This window comes from Thalassococcus lentus, from assembly GCF_028023555.1.
In the GTDB taxonomy this organism is placed as follows: domain Bacteria; phylum Pseudomonadota; class Alphaproteobacteria; order Rhodobacterales; family Rhodobacteraceae; genus Thalassococcus_A; species Thalassococcus_A lentus.
This window is the reverse complement of sequence record NZ_JAQIOY010000002.1, coordinates 217,377-230,637: the sequence shown is the minus strand read 5'-3', so window position 1 is coordinate 230,637 and position 13,261 is coordinate 217,377. Positions and strand designations below refer to the sequence as shown.

At 57.6% G+C, this 13,261-nt stretch carries 13 protein-coding genes; 9 read left to right on the top strand and 4 right to left on the bottom strand.

The window, feature by feature from the left end; translation table 11 throughout:
• Positions 1-19 precede the first annotated feature (19 nt).
• The gene (locus PFY00_RS06220) at positions 20-1,060 is read left to right on the top strand and encodes a patatin-like phospholipase family protein (RefSeq protein WP_271431675.1); all 1,041 of its coding nucleotides are present in this window, start codon (positions 20-22) and stop codon (positions 1,058-1,060) included.
• Positions 1,061-1,240: 180 nt separating this feature from the next.
• Here the strand turns inward: PFY00_RS06220 and PFY00_RS06215 are convergent, their stop codons facing one another.
• The 3 genes from PFY00_RS06215 to PFY00_RS06205 form a co-directional block, all read right to left on the bottom strand.
• Positions 1,241-1,984, bottom strand: coding sequence for a DUF502 domain-containing protein (locus PFY00_RS06215; RefSeq protein ID WP_271431674.1), 744 nt, complete (start codon positions 1,982-1,984; stop codon positions 1,241-1,243).
• Positions 1,985-2,069: 85 nt separating this feature from the next.
• Complete coding sequence (locus PFY00_RS06210) at positions 2,070-2,984, bottom strand: pseudouridine-5'-phosphate glycosidase (protein WP_271431673.1); 915 nt, start codon at positions 2,982-2,984, stop codon at positions 2,070-2,072.
• The gene (locus PFY00_RS06205) at positions 2,981-3,874 is read right to left on the bottom strand and encodes a PfkB family carbohydrate kinase (RefSeq protein ID WP_271431672.1); all 894 of its coding nucleotides are present in this window, start codon (positions 3,872-3,874) and stop codon (positions 2,981-2,983) included. The genes PFY00_RS06210 and PFY00_RS06205 overlap by 4 nt, the downstream gene beginning before the upstream one ends.
• A gap of 161 nt (positions 3,875-4,035) precedes the next feature.
• Between PFY00_RS06205 and PFY00_RS06200 the strand changes: the two genes are divergently transcribed.
• On the top strand, positions 4,036-5,259 hold the full coding sequence (locus PFY00_RS06200; protein WP_271432208.1) for an acyl-CoA dehydrogenase: 1,224 nt from the start codon (positions 4,036-4,038) through the stop codon (positions 5,257-5,259).
• A gap of 148 nt (positions 5,260-5,407) precedes the next feature.
• Here PFY00_RS06200 and PFY00_RS06195 read toward each other — a convergent pair whose 3' ends face one another.
• Positions 5,408-6,415 carry a LacI family DNA-binding transcriptional regulator gene (locus PFY00_RS06195; protein WP_271431671.1) on the bottom strand — a complete coding sequence of 336 codons (1,008 nt, stop codon included), beginning with the start codon at positions 6,413-6,415 and terminating at the stop codon, positions 5,408-5,410.
• Between the two features lie 297 nt (positions 6,416-6,712).
• Here PFY00_RS06195 and PFY00_RS06190 point away from each other — a divergent pair, with 297 nt between their 5' ends.
• The 7 genes from PFY00_RS06190 to PFY00_RS06160 all read left to right on the top strand — a co-directional run bounded on the left by PFY00_RS06190 (position 6,713) and on the right by PFY00_RS06160 (position 13,260).
• Positions 6,713-7,981 (top strand): ABC transporter substrate-binding protein, encoded by a 1,269-nt coding sequence (locus tag PFY00_RS06190; protein WP_271431670.1) that lies wholly within the window; start codon positions 6,713-6,715, stop codon positions 7,979-7,981.
• A 115-nt stretch (positions 7,982-8,096) separates the two neighbouring features.
• Positions 8,097-8,942 (top strand): carbohydrate ABC transporter permease, encoded by an 846-nt coding sequence (locus PFY00_RS06185; RefSeq protein ID WP_271431669.1) that lies wholly within the window; start codon positions 8,097-8,099, stop codon positions 8,940-8,942.
• Positions 8,939-9,778 carry a carbohydrate ABC transporter permease gene (locus tag PFY00_RS06180; RefSeq protein ID WP_271431668.1) on the top strand — a complete coding sequence of 280 codons (840 nt, stop codon included), beginning with the start codon at positions 8,939-8,941 and terminating at the stop codon, positions 9,776-9,778. Before PFY00_RS06185 ends, PFY00_RS06180 begins: the two co-directional genes overlap by 4 nt.
• 30 nt (positions 9,779-9,808) lie before the next feature.
• Positions 9,809-10,849: an ABC transporter ATP-binding protein gene (locus PFY00_RS06175; RefSeq protein WP_271431667.1), complete on the top strand. Its 1,041-nt coding sequence runs from the start codon at positions 9,809-9,811 to the stop codon at positions 10,847-10,849.
• Between the two features lie 10 nt (positions 10,850-10,859).
• Positions 10,860-12,137, top strand: a complete 1,278-nt coding sequence (locus tag PFY00_RS06170; protein WP_271431666.1) for an MGH1-like glycoside hydrolase domain-containing protein — start codon at positions 10,860-10,862, stop codon at positions 12,135-12,137.
• The gene (locus PFY00_RS06165; RefSeq protein WP_271431665.1) at positions 12,134-12,820 is read left to right on the top strand and encodes a D-lyxose/D-mannose family sugar isomerase; all 687 of its coding nucleotides are present in this window, start codon (positions 12,134-12,136) and stop codon (positions 12,818-12,820) included. Before PFY00_RS06170 ends, PFY00_RS06165 begins: the two co-directional genes overlap by 4 nt.
• Positions 12,808-13,260 (top strand): GNAT family N-acetyltransferase, encoded by a 453-nt coding sequence (locus tag PFY00_RS06160; RefSeq protein ID WP_271431664.1) that lies wholly within the window; start codon positions 12,808-12,810, stop codon positions 13,258-13,260. The genes PFY00_RS06165 and PFY00_RS06160 overlap by 13 nt, the downstream gene beginning before the upstream one ends.
• Position 13,261: the final 1 nt, after the last annotated feature.

Here is a 13,261-nt window from a genome sequence, read left to right as displayed (position 1 = left end):
CCGGGCAGGGAACGACGACATGACCAAACCGATCCGGATCAATCTCGCCCTGCAAGGGGGCGGCGCACATGGTGCGTTCACATGGGGCGTTCTGGATCGCCTGCTCGAAGAGGACGGGATCGAAATTTCCGCGATCTCGGGCACATCGGCGGGTGCTTTGAATGGCGCTGCGCTCAAGGCCGGTTTGGTATCGGGCGGGTCGCAGGATGCTCGGGAAAACCTCGACTGGCTTTGGTCACAGATCGGGGCACTGGACGAAGACAGCCTGCCGAAGTGGCTGGAAGCCTTCCTGCCTGATCCCGGCGTCGTCAGCCATTCGGTCGAATATGCCTTGCCCTACATCTGGGGCGAGGCCGCAGCGCGGATGATGTCACCCTATGCCTGGGGCGCGCTTTATGAAAACCCGCTGTCCCGAATCGTGTCCGAGTTTGATTTCGGGCGGGTTTGTTCCGGCGAAGGGCCTGCTTTCTTTGTGGGGGCCACCTGTGTGCGCGACGGCAAGATCCGGGTCTTTTCCGGTGATCAGATCAGCGTGGACGCCATCCTCGCCTCAGCCTGTTTGCCGACCATGTTCAAGGCCGTTGAACTGCCCGATCCACTGACCGGCAACACCGAAGCCTTCTGGGATGGTGGATACACTGGCAATCCGCCGCTGTTTCCCCTGTTCGAAACCGCCTTTCCCGACGACATCGTTGTGATCAATATCAACCCCATGGAACGCCGCCAAACACCGCGTACGCCCGCCGAGATCCGAAATCGGATCAACGAGATCAGCTTCAACGCCTCGTTGCTGCGCGAACTGCGGGCCATTGATTTCGTTCAGCGTCTGCTGGACGAAGGCGCGATCCAAGAAGGCACCCGCAAACGTTTGAGGATACACATGATCGCGGACGACGCACTGATGAACGATTTGTCCGTTGCCACCAAGACCGTGCCCGTTCCCTCGTTGCTGCTACAGCTGAAACAAGCGGGCAGGCGTGCAGCCGGGGATTTCCTGCGCGATCACAAATCTGATTTGGGCACACGGCAATCGGCCGACCTGCGCGCTATGTTCGGCTAGAGAAAGCGGAAGCCGCGCGCCTTTCAGCGCGATCCTTTTTTGTAGCAATCCTGACAGACAGAGGCGCTGTAAACACCTCCGTGTTTTGCGCCGCAGACCTTGCAGGTCAGAACAGGTGATTTGGACATGACAATACCTTTCGGTTGAAAAGGTAACAGTGCCACTTCCCTCAGGCTGTAATCAAGAGGCTGCTTTAAGCTGGCTCTCAACGGCCTTTTTCGCCTTTTCCCCATCAGGGTAGACCAGACCTGCCGAAATCACGAGCTTGGCCGCGTCTTCGATGCTCATGTCCAACTCGATGACGTCCTCCTTGGGGAAGAACAGCAAAAAGCCCGAGGTGGGGTTCGGCGTAGTCGGGACAAAAACCGAAACCATGCCGCCCATGGTCGCTGCTTTGGCCGCAACCTCGCCGCGCGTGTCGGTCGAAATGAACGCGATGGCCCAGATGCCCTTGCGGGGATACTCGATCAGGCAGGCCTTTTCAAAACTGCGTTCGGACTGAGCGAATACCGTTTCAGCAATCTGCTTGATCCCGGAATAGATCGAGCGAACCACCGGTGTGCGATCAACCAGCCCTTCGGCAAAACGGATCAAGGAACGGCCAATCAGACCCTTTGCGATCCACCCAACAAGCAGGGTGAACAACAGGAACACGATTACACCCACACCACGGATATTCACGTTGATCCAGTTGGGATCGGCGGGACTTTCATTGCCAAGGAAGCGGTTGATCAGGCCTTCAGGCTGATAGGAGTCCGGCACAAAAGGCCAAACAAAACCATCAACCCAGCCAATCACGGTCCAGATCAGCCAGACCGTCAGGCCAACCGGAGCGATCACAACAATCCCGGTCAGAAAAGAGGCGCGCAAACCAGCAAGCCAGCCAGAGCGCTTGGTCGGTTCTTTGTCAAAGGGGGTTGTCATTCAGGTCAGACCGTCTGTCACATACAGCCTCAAACCTAGGCAATCGCGGCAAGGGGTACAATGGTCGCCGCGCTGTGAAAGCCAATTAGTCTGTATTTTCGCATATTTCGCAGGCAATTCCGGCCGCAAGACGTGCATTGTTCAAAACCAGCGCGATATTTGCTTCGAGCGAACGGCCCTTGGTAAGCTCGAACAGCCTTTGCAGCAGATAGGGCGTCAGCGCCTTGCCTGAAATCCCGTGTTGTTCGGCATCCCGATTGGCTTCGGCGATCAGCGGCGCCAGAACGTCACGCGGAATTTCAGCATCGGCCGGAATGGGGTTGGCCACCAACTGACCACCCGGAAGCCCAAGGCGCCCGCGCATCACATGCGCCCGTGCAATCGCGCCCGCAGTGTCCATGCGCAATGGTGCGCGCAGTCCTGCTTCGCGCGACCAGAATGCCGGCAACTGGTCTTGCCCATAGGCGATTACAGGAACGCCGAGCGTTTCCAAAACCTCAAGCGTTTTCGGCAGATCAAGAATGGCCTTTGCACCCGCCGCAACCACCGTGACCGCTGTTTGCGCCAGTTCCTGCAAGTCGGCAGAGATATCAAAGCTGCTCTCGGCGCCTTTGTGAACGCCGCCAATTCCACCCGTTGCAAAAACGGATATTCCGGCACGCTCGGCGGCGATCATCGTCGCCGCAACCGTTGTAGCGCCGGTGCGTCCTTCGGCCATGCAAACCGCCATATCGGCGCGGCTCAGCTTTGCCACACCCTTGGCCTGCGCCAGTTGTTCAAGCTGCGCATCATCCAGACCGACACACAGCCGGCCATCCAGAACCGCGATGGTGGCCGGCTCTGCACCCGCGTCTTTTACGGTCGCTTCGACCTGACGGGCCACTTCGAGATTCTGCGGCCATGGCATCCCATGGGTTATAATAGTCGATTCCAAGGCGACAACCGGCTTGCCGGCCTCAAGAGCGGCTTGGACATCAGGGGACAGGTGAACGAGGCTCATTGGGCGATTTCTCCGGATACATAGCTTGCGGCGGCCCTCAGGGCCTTTTCGAGTGCCTGATCGCGCGACGATCCTGCAATTTCTGCGGCGATATGGGCCGCCATAAAGGTGTCACCAGCGCCTGTAATGCGCGTGACCAGCACATCCGGCGGCGTGCCCTGATACAGACCATCCGCATCCGCGTCACAGCAAGTGCGGCTTCCGTCGGTTACTATGGCCCGCGCCGCGCCGCGCTCCAACAATGCCATGGCGGCATCCTGCGCGGTTTCGAAACTGGTCTGGCTCAGCAGGCCTGCTTCTTCGAGGTTCACATAGAGTGTGCCGCGACCAGCCCGCAAAAACGGCAGCAGACGTTCTGCTTTGCCCGGTGACGCTGGTGCGATCCGTAAATCGGCGTGTCCAAAGGCCGGATTGCGGGCCACATCATCCAAAAGCGATTCCGTCAGATTGCCATCCAGCGCGATCACGCCGGGGTAGGGGGCCGCTGCACTGCCCAGAGCGCCGTCTGTCAAAGGGTTCAAAATGCGCGCGCCCGCCGCCTCCAATGAATGGGCATCTGCAATCGCCGCAATCAATCCATTGGCGCCCTCGATCGCCATATAAACATCGGTTGGCAGATCGTCCGAACGATACAGATGGTTCGTAAGGCAGCCTAAGCGCTCGCATTCGGTCACAAGTTCATCGCCCTCGGCATCCCGGCCGATCGACGACAACAAAGCAGGCGTCAGCCCGAACCGCGCAAGCGTCATGGCGATATTCAGCGCCACACCGCCAGGAATCCGGGTGATCCGTCCCGGCACATCTGACCCGGCGCGCATGACCGACGGGCTGCGCCCGATCACGTCCCACAGGACCGAGCCAATACACAAAATGTCTGCTGATTTGCTCATGGCGTCCTTGTGGCCCATGGGACGGATCAGAGCAAGCAACGGGTTGCGTCACCCTGCGTCCTTGATATCCATTTTCTTAGGTGGCGTTGTGCCCTATAATTTGATCAAATCAAGCGCCGCAGCGCAGAGTTGCCCATTCAAAGGAGCGTAAAATGAATGAGATGAGCCAACCAAAACCCTCCCTCAAGGCCAAAGACGCTCCGGATCTGGGCAGCTTTGACTGGCAGGATGCCTTTCTGCTGAGCGATCAGCTAACCGAAGAAGAGCGCATGCTGGCCGATGGCGCGCGCGCCTTTGCCGAAGAAAAGCTGGCGCCGCGCGTCGTCGAGGCCTTCAACAACGAAACCGTTGCCCCCGAAGTCTTTGCAGAGATGGGCAGCATGGGATTGCTGGGCATCACGGTGCCAGAGGAATACGGCGGGCTAGGGGGCTCGTATGTGTCCTACGGTTTGGTGGCCCGGGAAATCGAGCGTGTGGACTCGGGATATCGCAGCATGATGTCGGTCCAGTCCTCGCTGGTCATGTATCCGATTTATGCCTATGGCAGCGAAGAGCAGCGTCAGAAGTACCTGCCAAAACTGGCCAGCGGCGAGTGGATCGGATGCTTCGGTTTGACCGAACCCGACGCAGGCAGTGACCCAGCTGGAATGAAAACCCGCGCGGAAAAAATCGACGGTGGTTACCGGCTAACTGGCTCCAAGATGTGGATTTCCAACAGTCCGATCGCAGACGTCTTTGTCGTCTGGGCCAAGTCCGAAGCGCATGACGGCAAGATCCGCGGTTTTGTCCTTGAGAAGGGCGCCAAGGGCCTATCCGCACCGAAAATTGCAAACAAACTAAGCCTGCGGGCTTCGGTAACCGGTGAAATCGTTCTGGACGGTGTCGAGGTCGGCGAGGACGCCTTGTTGCCACATGTTCAGGGGCTCAAGGGCCCGTTTGGCTGTTTGAACCGTGCCCGCTACGGCATCAGCTGGGGGGTGTTGGGCGCGGCAGAATTCTGCTGGCACGCGGCCCTGAACTATGGACTTGAGCGCAAGCAGTTCAACAAGCCCATCGCACAAACCCAATTGTTCCAACGCAAACTGGCGGACATGCAGACCGAGATTTCACTGGCCTTGCAAGGATGTCTGCGCGTCGGACGTTTGCTGGACGAAGCGCGCGGTGCGCCCGAGATGATCTCCATTCTCAAACGCAACAACTGCGGCAAAGCGCTGGATATTGCGCGGATGGCCCGGGACATGCACGGCGGCAACGGCATCTCGGCAGAATTCCAGGTTATCCGGCATATGATGAACCTCGAGACGGTCAACACCTATGAGGGCACGCATGATGTGCACGCCTTGATCCTGGGGCGGGCGCAAACTGGGCTTCAGGCATTCTTTTGATGTGACGAAAAACAATGGGGGTCAGATGCAAATCTGGCCCTTTTTCTTTCATGCATTAATCTTATAATCAGTATTATGTAAATAAACGCAACACGCAGGAGACCGAATTTACCTGCGCTCCACACCGTAAATCGTTGTATTTGTATACTTAATTATGCACCGGCCCAGAGGTATCTCGTACAACCAGCTCCGCAGATATCTCGGATACGGTTGCGGGCATTGCAGGTTCTTCTATGCGGTCCAGCAAAACGCGCGCCAGCTTACGGCCAAGCTTTTGTGGATGGATGGCCATTGTCGTCAACGGCGGCGTCGCAACAGCCGCGTCCTGAATGTCATCGAAGCCAACGATCGATACATCCACGCCAGGCTCTAATCCCAGACGCGTCAACCCAAGGCTTGCGCCCAATGCCACCATGTCACCGTTGCACACAATGGCCGTGACGTCCGGGTGCTGTTGTTTCAACGCGATCATCGCATCCAGACCAGACAGTTTCGTGTTGTCGCAATCCCAGACAACACCCTGCCCCAAACCACGCTTCGACATTTCCTGCCGGTAACCCGAGATCCGCTCGGCGCGAACAATCGTCATGTCCGTACCACCAAAATATGCGATGTGCCGGTGTCCCAGATCAGCCAGATAGGCCGTTGCATTGCTGGTGGCTTCCGCATTTCGAATACCCACATGGTCGAAATCTCGATGCAGAGGCCGCAGGAACGTCACTGTCGGAATTCGGTGTGTGCGGAGCAACTCTATCGTGTTGGGCTCCGTTTCCAGCGCGGGAACCCAAAGCAGACCGCCACGGCCATGCCGGATAAAGGCTTCAAGCTGACGATTTTGCCGCTCAAGGTCGTCACGGGTATCCACAACAGAGACGAGATAACCCTTAGTTTCCAGCAGATCTACGACACCGCTGATTACTTCCGCATTAAAAGGGTTCTGCAATTGGTTGATAACAAAACCAATTTCACGATTGTCGCCCGACCGCATCGAAGCTGCACGAGAGTCCTTGACGTAATGCAGGCGGCGCGCCGCCTCCAGAACCTTTTCACGTGTTTCTTCGGAAATGCGTCCTGTGCCCCGCAACACCTGACTGGCGGTAGGTACAGATACACCCGCTGCCTTTGCAACGGTTCCCAAAGTTGGCTTACCGGACACGTTTTTCCCTAGGATTAGATATATCGTTTCATCATCTTTGTGTATTTTTTTTCCTTGAAAAGCAAGGGTTTTTGGATCGATCGCAACATCGACAACCGAATTGGGCGCAAATATCATTTGACAGTAGGTATAACGATATACCAATCTTTCACCAAGGGAGGAGATTCGATTTGCCGCAAGAATTGCGCCGAATTTCATGTCCTCCTGATAATCGACAGCCCGGATTCGCCATCCGGGAACACCTGTTAGAATCCGGCGTCGAACACCTTTCGGCGCCAAACCAAACTGGGAGGAAATATGACTTTTTATTCCAAAATTCTCGGCGCAGCATCGGGTCTCGCGATTGCGTGCACGGGTATGGCTGCACAGGCCGAAACGCTGTTCTGGTCCACACAGGCCAAGCCAGTGGAAGAAGCGCAGGCAATGCGCGAACAGGTCCTCGGCGGCTTTGAGGCCGGCGTAGACTACCAGCCAAATGACGGCGGCCCATGGCTGACACGTCTGAACGCGGAACTGCAGGCCGGATCGGGTACGATCGGTGTGCTGGGCGCGTTGCACGGTGACTTCTCCGCGATGAATCCTGATGACCTGGTTGATCTGTCGGACATGGGTGTCATGAGCGCATCCGGAACCTTCAACGATCTTGCCAAGCTTGGCACAGACAGTATGCAGTACATCCCTTGGATGCAGGCCAGCTACATCATGGCCGCCAACAAGGACGCGCTGCAGTACCTGCCTGATGGTGCCGACATCAACGCACTGACCTACGACCAGCTGATCCAGTGGGCCGCGAACGCTCATGAAGCAGCCGGCGAGCCAAAGTTCGGCTTTCCTGCAGGTCCCAAGGGTCTGAAGCACCGCTTCTTCCAGGGCTACCTCTACCCGTCCTACACCAACGGTGTTGTACGCACGTTTGCGTCTGACGAAGCCGTAGGCGCATGGGAAGCGTTCCGTAAGCTGTGGGAACACACAAACCCAGCTTCCACCAACTTCTCGTTCATGCAGGAACAGCTGCTGTCCGGCGATGCATGGATCGTGTTTGACCACACCTCGCGTCTGGCACAGGCGTTCAACGAGCGTCCGGATGATTTCGTGGCATTCCCGGCCCCAGCTGGCCCAACCGGCCGTGGCTTCATGCCTGTTCTGGCAGGCGTTGCCATTCCGAAAACAGCACCAGACATGGACGCGGCCAAATCGCTGGTCGAATACATGCTGAAGCCGGAAACCCAGATCGCAACTCTGCGGGCGACCAACTTCTTCCCCGTTGTTGACGTTGCTCTCCCAGAAGATCTGCCACCATCGGTCAAAGCCGCTGGCGATGCAGTTGCCAAGATGTCCGGTTCTGCCGACGCGAACCCGGGCCTGCTGCCTGCCGGTCTCGGCGACAAGGGAGGCGACTTCAACCGCGTCTTCGTCGACAGCTTTGAACGTATCGTTCTGGCCGGTCAGGACATCCGCATGGTTCTGGACGATCAAAAAGGCAAGTTGGCCGCAATCATGGAAGAAACCGGCGCACCTTGCTGGGCGCCTGACGCACCTTCCGAAGGTGCCTGCCCGGTCGAATAAGGCCGGGAGGTATTCCTCCCAAAGCCCGGACCTGTCTATATAGTTGGGTCCGGGCCCCCTACCCCGATGACATTTCTAATTCAGCGCGCCACTGCGCCATGAAAGGAGCGGTCCCATGAACGCTCGGGTGTTACCCTATGTCCTGATCTTGCCAGTGACGCTCTTTCTTTGTCTGTTTTTCCTTTATCCGTTTTTGCTGGTGTCCAAACAGGCCTTCAGCACTGGATCGGGATTTACACTGGACAATTTCCGCGAAGTCACGAGCTACTGGAAGTTCCCGACCACGCTGCGCAATACCTTCTTGCTGGCTGCCGCGGTCGTGCCTGTTCAGCTCGCTCTGGCGCTGCTCATGGCCACCATGGTCAACAAAATGCAAAAAGGCCGCGATCTGATCCTGTACGTCTGGACCATTCCGTTGGGCATTTCGGATCTGGCTGCCGGTATCATCTGGCTGGCGATCTTCGAACAGTCCGGTTTTCTGAACTCGATGATGAACGGTCTGGGGATCGTTGATAAGCCGGTGAACCTGCTGACCTTCCAAAACCCCGGGCTTGTGTTCCTGGCGATTGCGCTGGCCGAGATCTGGCGGGCGACGGCGATCATGCTCGTAATCCTGGTCGCAGGCATCGGCCTGATCCCCAAGGAATACTATGAGGCCGCCGAGGTCTTTGGTGCCAGCCCATGGAAACGGTTCACCCGGATCACCCTGCCCCTTTTGCGGCCCAGCCTGCAAACGGCGCTGGTGCTGCGTGTCATTCTCGCCTTTGAAATCTTCGCCGTTGTGGCAGCACTGGGCGGCACGCTCTTCCCGGTCCTCATGGGTGAAACCTATGCCTATCAGTTCGATCTTCTGAACTCTGGCGCAGCTGCAGCCATGGCCCTGATCATTCTCGCCATCTCGATTGGCTTTACCTTGATCATCCTGCGTCTGCTGCGCGTCCCGAAAGGAGCAACGATATGACCTCTGTCACAACCGATGTCGCGGCGCCTGATGCGCGCAAGGCCGGAAGGTTCGTCTATGTCACAGCCGTTGTCCTGCTTTGTGCATGGGTTCTGGTTCCGATCTACTTTCTACTGATCAACACGCTGAGTTCCCCGGACACCGTCAACAGCTTTCCCAAGCCGTTCTGGCCCGAATTCGATCTGGGCAGCCTGACATTCTTTGCGGGCTTTGCAGGAATGCTGACCGCGCTCAAGAACTCGATCCTCGTGGCAGGAATGACCATGATCATGTCGATCGTGATCGGAGCCCCGGCGGGATATGCGCTGTCGCGCTTTGATTTTCGCGGCAAGGAACTGTTCCGTCTGCTGATCCTGCTGACCCGGGCCTTTCCGCTTCCGCTTCTGGCGCTTCCCCTGGCCGTCATGTTCATCCAGACGGGTCTGGACGACACAGTGTTCGGTCTGGCGCTTGTGCACACCACTTTGGCAATCCCATTTGCGGTGCTGATCACATTCTCGCTTTTCTCGGGCATTCCGATCGAACTGGAAGAAGCCGCATGGACCCTCGGTTGCACGCGACTGACTGCGTTCACCAAGGTGGTTCTGCCGCTAATCTTGCCGGGCATCACAGCCAGCGCGATCTTTGCCTTCGTGATCTCATGGAACGAGGTTTTTGCGGCGGCTGTTCTGACAATCGAGAACCGCACGCTGACCGCATTCCTTTTGCAAAATCTAGACACCTCTCCGCTTCACCTGAAATTCGCGGGCGGGTTCATCCTCGTCGTGCCAGCGCTGATCTTCATCTTCGCTGTGCGTAAATACCTCTTTGCCATGTGGGGCATCGCCAACCGCTGAGGCGGCGCGACCGAAACAGGAGCTCAAGTTATGGCTGAAATCCAAATCAAAAATGTCGCCAAGACCTTTGGAGCGTACCAAGCGCTTCATGACATCAATCTGACCATTCAGGATCAGGAATTCATGGTTCTGCTGGGCGCATCCGGATGCGGCAAGACCACATTGTTGCGGATCGTGGCCGGGTTGGAAACGGCAACCACCGGCGAAGTCTGGATCGGCGGACGCAGGATCGACCACCTGCCACCCAAAGACCGCGGCATCGCAATGGTGTTCCAAAACTACGCAGTATTCCCGCATCTGACCGTCTTCGAAAATATCGGCTTTGGTCTGCGCATGCAAAAGCTGCCGAACGACGAAGTGAAACGCCGGGTCGAGCGCACCGCTGAGCTGATGCATATCGAACAATTGCTCAAACGCTATTCAGGCGAATTGTCCGGCGGTCAGCGCCAGCGTGTTGCGGTGGCTCGGGCACTTGCGATGGAGCCCGACGTAATCCTGATGGATGAGCCGCTTTCCAACCTTGACGCGCTCCTTCGCATGGAAATGCGTGCGGAACTCAAGGGCGTTCTGGCCGAAAGCAATACCACCGCGATCTACGTCACCCACGATCAGGTCGAGGCCATGTCGATGGCAGACCGGATCAGCGTCATGCATCAGGGCAAGATCGTTCAGGCCGCCTCGCCGATTGAAGTCTACCGCAACCCGGCAGCTGAATTCGTCGCTGGCTTTATCGGCAACCCACCGATGAACTTCTTGCCAGCAACCCCGTCGGGCAACGGCAAATGGACGGTCGGTGGTCAGGACATGGACGGCCCGGTTTCGTCCGAAACCCTTAAGTTCGCCATTCGGCCGGAAGATCTGCGACCATCAGAAACCGGTTTGAAAGCCACCGCAAAGGTGGTCGAGCCGCTTGGAGCCCATCTGCTGGTCACCTGCGATGTCGAGGGCGCGCTCTTTCGCGCCGTGCTGGACAGCGATATGACCGTAAAGCCCGGAGACGTGCTGACCCTCGCGCCACAGACAGACCGGGTGCGCTGGTTTAATCCCGAAACAACCCTGGCCGTAGCCTGAGGAACACAGAATGAGACAAGATCTGATTGATCAGGCCCGCGCCGTATTGGAACGCAACGACCGTGGTTCCTACACGGTTCCGACCCATGGCCTTTATCCGTTCCAGTGGAATTGGGATTCGGCCCTGAGTGCGCTTGGCTTTGCCCATTTCGATGAGGCTCGTGCCTGGACTGAAATCGAAACACTGATGGCGCACCAGTGGGAAGATGGCATGGTTCCACACATCATCTTTCATCAGAACGATGATGGCTATTTCCCGGGCCCGGACGTCTGGGGCACGCAGCGCGATGTCCCCACATCTGGCATCACGCAGCCCGCAGTCACAGGCTTTGCTGTCCGGCGCATTTTTGACCGCGCCAGCGATCGCGCCATGGCCGAACGCCGCGCCCGTGCCCTGTTGCCCAGAATTCATGCCTGGCACCAGTGGTTCTATCGCGATCGTGATCCGGCCGGGACCGGACTGGTCGCGATCCTGCACCCTTGGGAATCCGGACGGGACAATTCGGTCGATTGGGACGATGCCTTTGAACGGGTGCCAACAGATGGGGTCGGTGAATTCCAGCGCCGTGATACATCCCACGCCAATCCCGAGCACCGGCCAACAGACGAACAATACAAGCGCTACATCTGGCTGGTGCAGCATTTCCGCAGCCTCGGCTGGGACAATGCCAAACTGCACGATGCATCGCCCTTCCAGATGGTGGACCCCGGGTTCAACGCCATCCTGATCCGCTCCTGCAGTGACGTGGCAGATCTGGCAGACCACCTGGGCGAGCCGGAAATCGCAGAACAGTCCCGCGCCTTTGCCGCCAAGGGAATTGCGGCCATGGAAAAACTCTGGAACGTTTCACTCGGCCAGTACAGCTGCTATGATCGTTCCACCGGCAAGCTGATCGATAGCGCGTCCATTGGTGGGCTTCTGGCTGCGTTCTGTGCAATTCCATCCGCCCGGGCCAAGGCAATCGCCGCGCGCATTACAACGCTCGCCAATGCTGCGCGCTTTACAGTGCCAAGCCACGACCCCACTGCCCCCGAATTCGACGGAACCCGCTATTGGCGCGGCCCGGTCTGGCTGATCGTCAACTACATGATTTCTGATGGCATGGGTGAAGCCGGACAAATGAGCGTACGCGACAGAATCCGCGATGACAGCATTCGATTGATTGAAGAAAGCGGCTTTGCCGAATACTACGATCCCAAGACCGCAGAACCCTGCGGCGGCGGCAGCTTTACATGGACGGCCGCCATGGTCATCGAAATACTCAGCACCCAGAAAGAGCCCGCATGAAACGCTCTGAAATCAACGATATCATGGCTGCGGCCGACGATCTGATCCGCAGCCATGGCTTTAACCTGCCCGGTTTTGCCTATTGGACGCCCGATCAGTTCAAAGCGAAGTCTGACACTGCGCGCCATGTCATTGACGCCCGCTGCGGTTGGGACATTACCGACTATGGCGAAGGCCGCTTCGACGAGATGGGTCTGTTCCTGTTCACGCTGCGCAACGGCCTGCTGAGCGATCTGCAGAAAGGCGGCGGCATGTGCTACGCGGAAAAGCTGCTCATCTCACGGCAAGACCAGCTGAGCCCGATGCACACGCATGTGATCAAGGCCGAGGACATCATCAACCGTGGCGGCGCCACATTGGTGGTGGAACTTTTCGGTTCTGATGACGACGGCAACTTTGCCGAGGACAAGGGTGGCACAGTTTGGCTGGACGGAGTCCGGCACGACTATGGCGCCGGTGAAAAGCTGAGCCTCGCGCCGGGCGAAAGCGTAACGCTCCGCCCCGGTGACTGGCATGCATTCTGGGGCGAAGGCGGCGACGTGTTGATCGGAGAGGTATCTACCGTAAACGACGACGAGACCGACAACATCTTCCGCGAACCGATCGGACGGTTTGCCGAGATCGAAGAAGACGTGGCCCCCCGGCATTTGCTCGTCAGTGACTATGCAAAGTGGCTTGGTTGAAGTTGACGCCGCAAAACTCTGAAAAAATTAAACAATTCGAATCTGAGCTGGAAGAACACCTGCTTTCGAGCCTGCGTGCGGAAAACACTCAGGCTCAGAACGGGCCTATAAATCTGGCCGTTCGGGATACCAATGGTGAATTGATTGCCGGGCTTACCGGCTCAACCTCTTATGGCTGGCTGCATGTTCATATGATGTGGGTGGCCGAAGTCCATCGACGACAGGGCTACGCAAGACAACTCCTGAACGAGGCTTTTGCGCTGGCCCGTGATCGTGGCTGCCACAGTGCGTGGCTGGACACCTCAAGCCCCTCCGCGCATGTGGCATGGACGAAAATGGGCTTTTGTGATTTTGGTTGCCTTGCAAATGCCCCTGATCAACACCCCAAAGGCCATCAACGCTGGTTCATGCAGCGCTCACTGCCTTTGGAGCCGCTCTGAG

Excerpts from the sequence above, each read along its gene's own strand:
- PFY00_RS06210 (WP_271431673.1), bottom strand. The coding sequence starts at position 2,984 with ATGAGCCTCGTTCACCTGTCCCCTGATGTCCAAGCCGCTCTTGAGGCC.
- PFY00_RS06170 (WP_271431666.1), top strand. The coding sequence starts at position 10,860 with ATGAGACAAGATCTGATTGATCAGGCCCGCGCCGTATTGGAACGCAAC.
- PFY00_RS06215 (WP_271431674.1), bottom strand. The coding sequence starts at position 1,984 with ATGACAACCCCCTTTGACAAAGAACCGACCAAGCGCTCTGGCTGGCTT.
- PFY00_RS06220 (WP_271431675.1), top strand. The coding sequence starts at position 20 with ATGACCAAACCGATCCGGATCAATCTCGCCCTGCAAGGGGGCGGCGCA.
- PFY00_RS06165 (WP_271431665.1), top strand. The coding sequence starts at position 12,134 with ATGAAACGCTCTGAAATCAACGATATCATGGCTGCGGCCGACGATCTG.
- PFY00_RS06175 (WP_271431667.1), top strand. The coding sequence starts at position 9,809 with ATGGCTGAAATCCAAATCAAAAATGTCGCCAAGACCTTTGGAGCGTAC.
- PFY00_RS06200 (WP_271432208.1), top strand. The coding sequence starts at position 4,036 with ATGAGCCAACCAAAACCCTCCCTCAAGGCCAAAGACGCTCCGGATCTG.
- PFY00_RS06190 (WP_271431670.1), top strand. The coding sequence starts at position 6,713 with ATGACTTTTTATTCCAAAATTCTCGGCGCAGCATCGGGTCTCGCGATT.
- PFY00_RS06185 (WP_271431669.1), top strand. The coding sequence starts at position 8,097 with ATGAACGCTCGGGTGTTACCCTATGTCCTGATCTTGCCAGTGACGCTC.
- PFY00_RS06180 (WP_271431668.1), top strand. The coding sequence starts at position 8,939 with ATGACCTCTGTCACAACCGATGTCGCGGCGCCTGATGCGCGCAAGGCC.
- PFY00_RS06205 (WP_271431672.1), bottom strand. The coding sequence starts at position 3,874 with ATGAGCAAATCAGCAGACATTTTGTGTATTGGCTCGGTCCTGTGGGAC.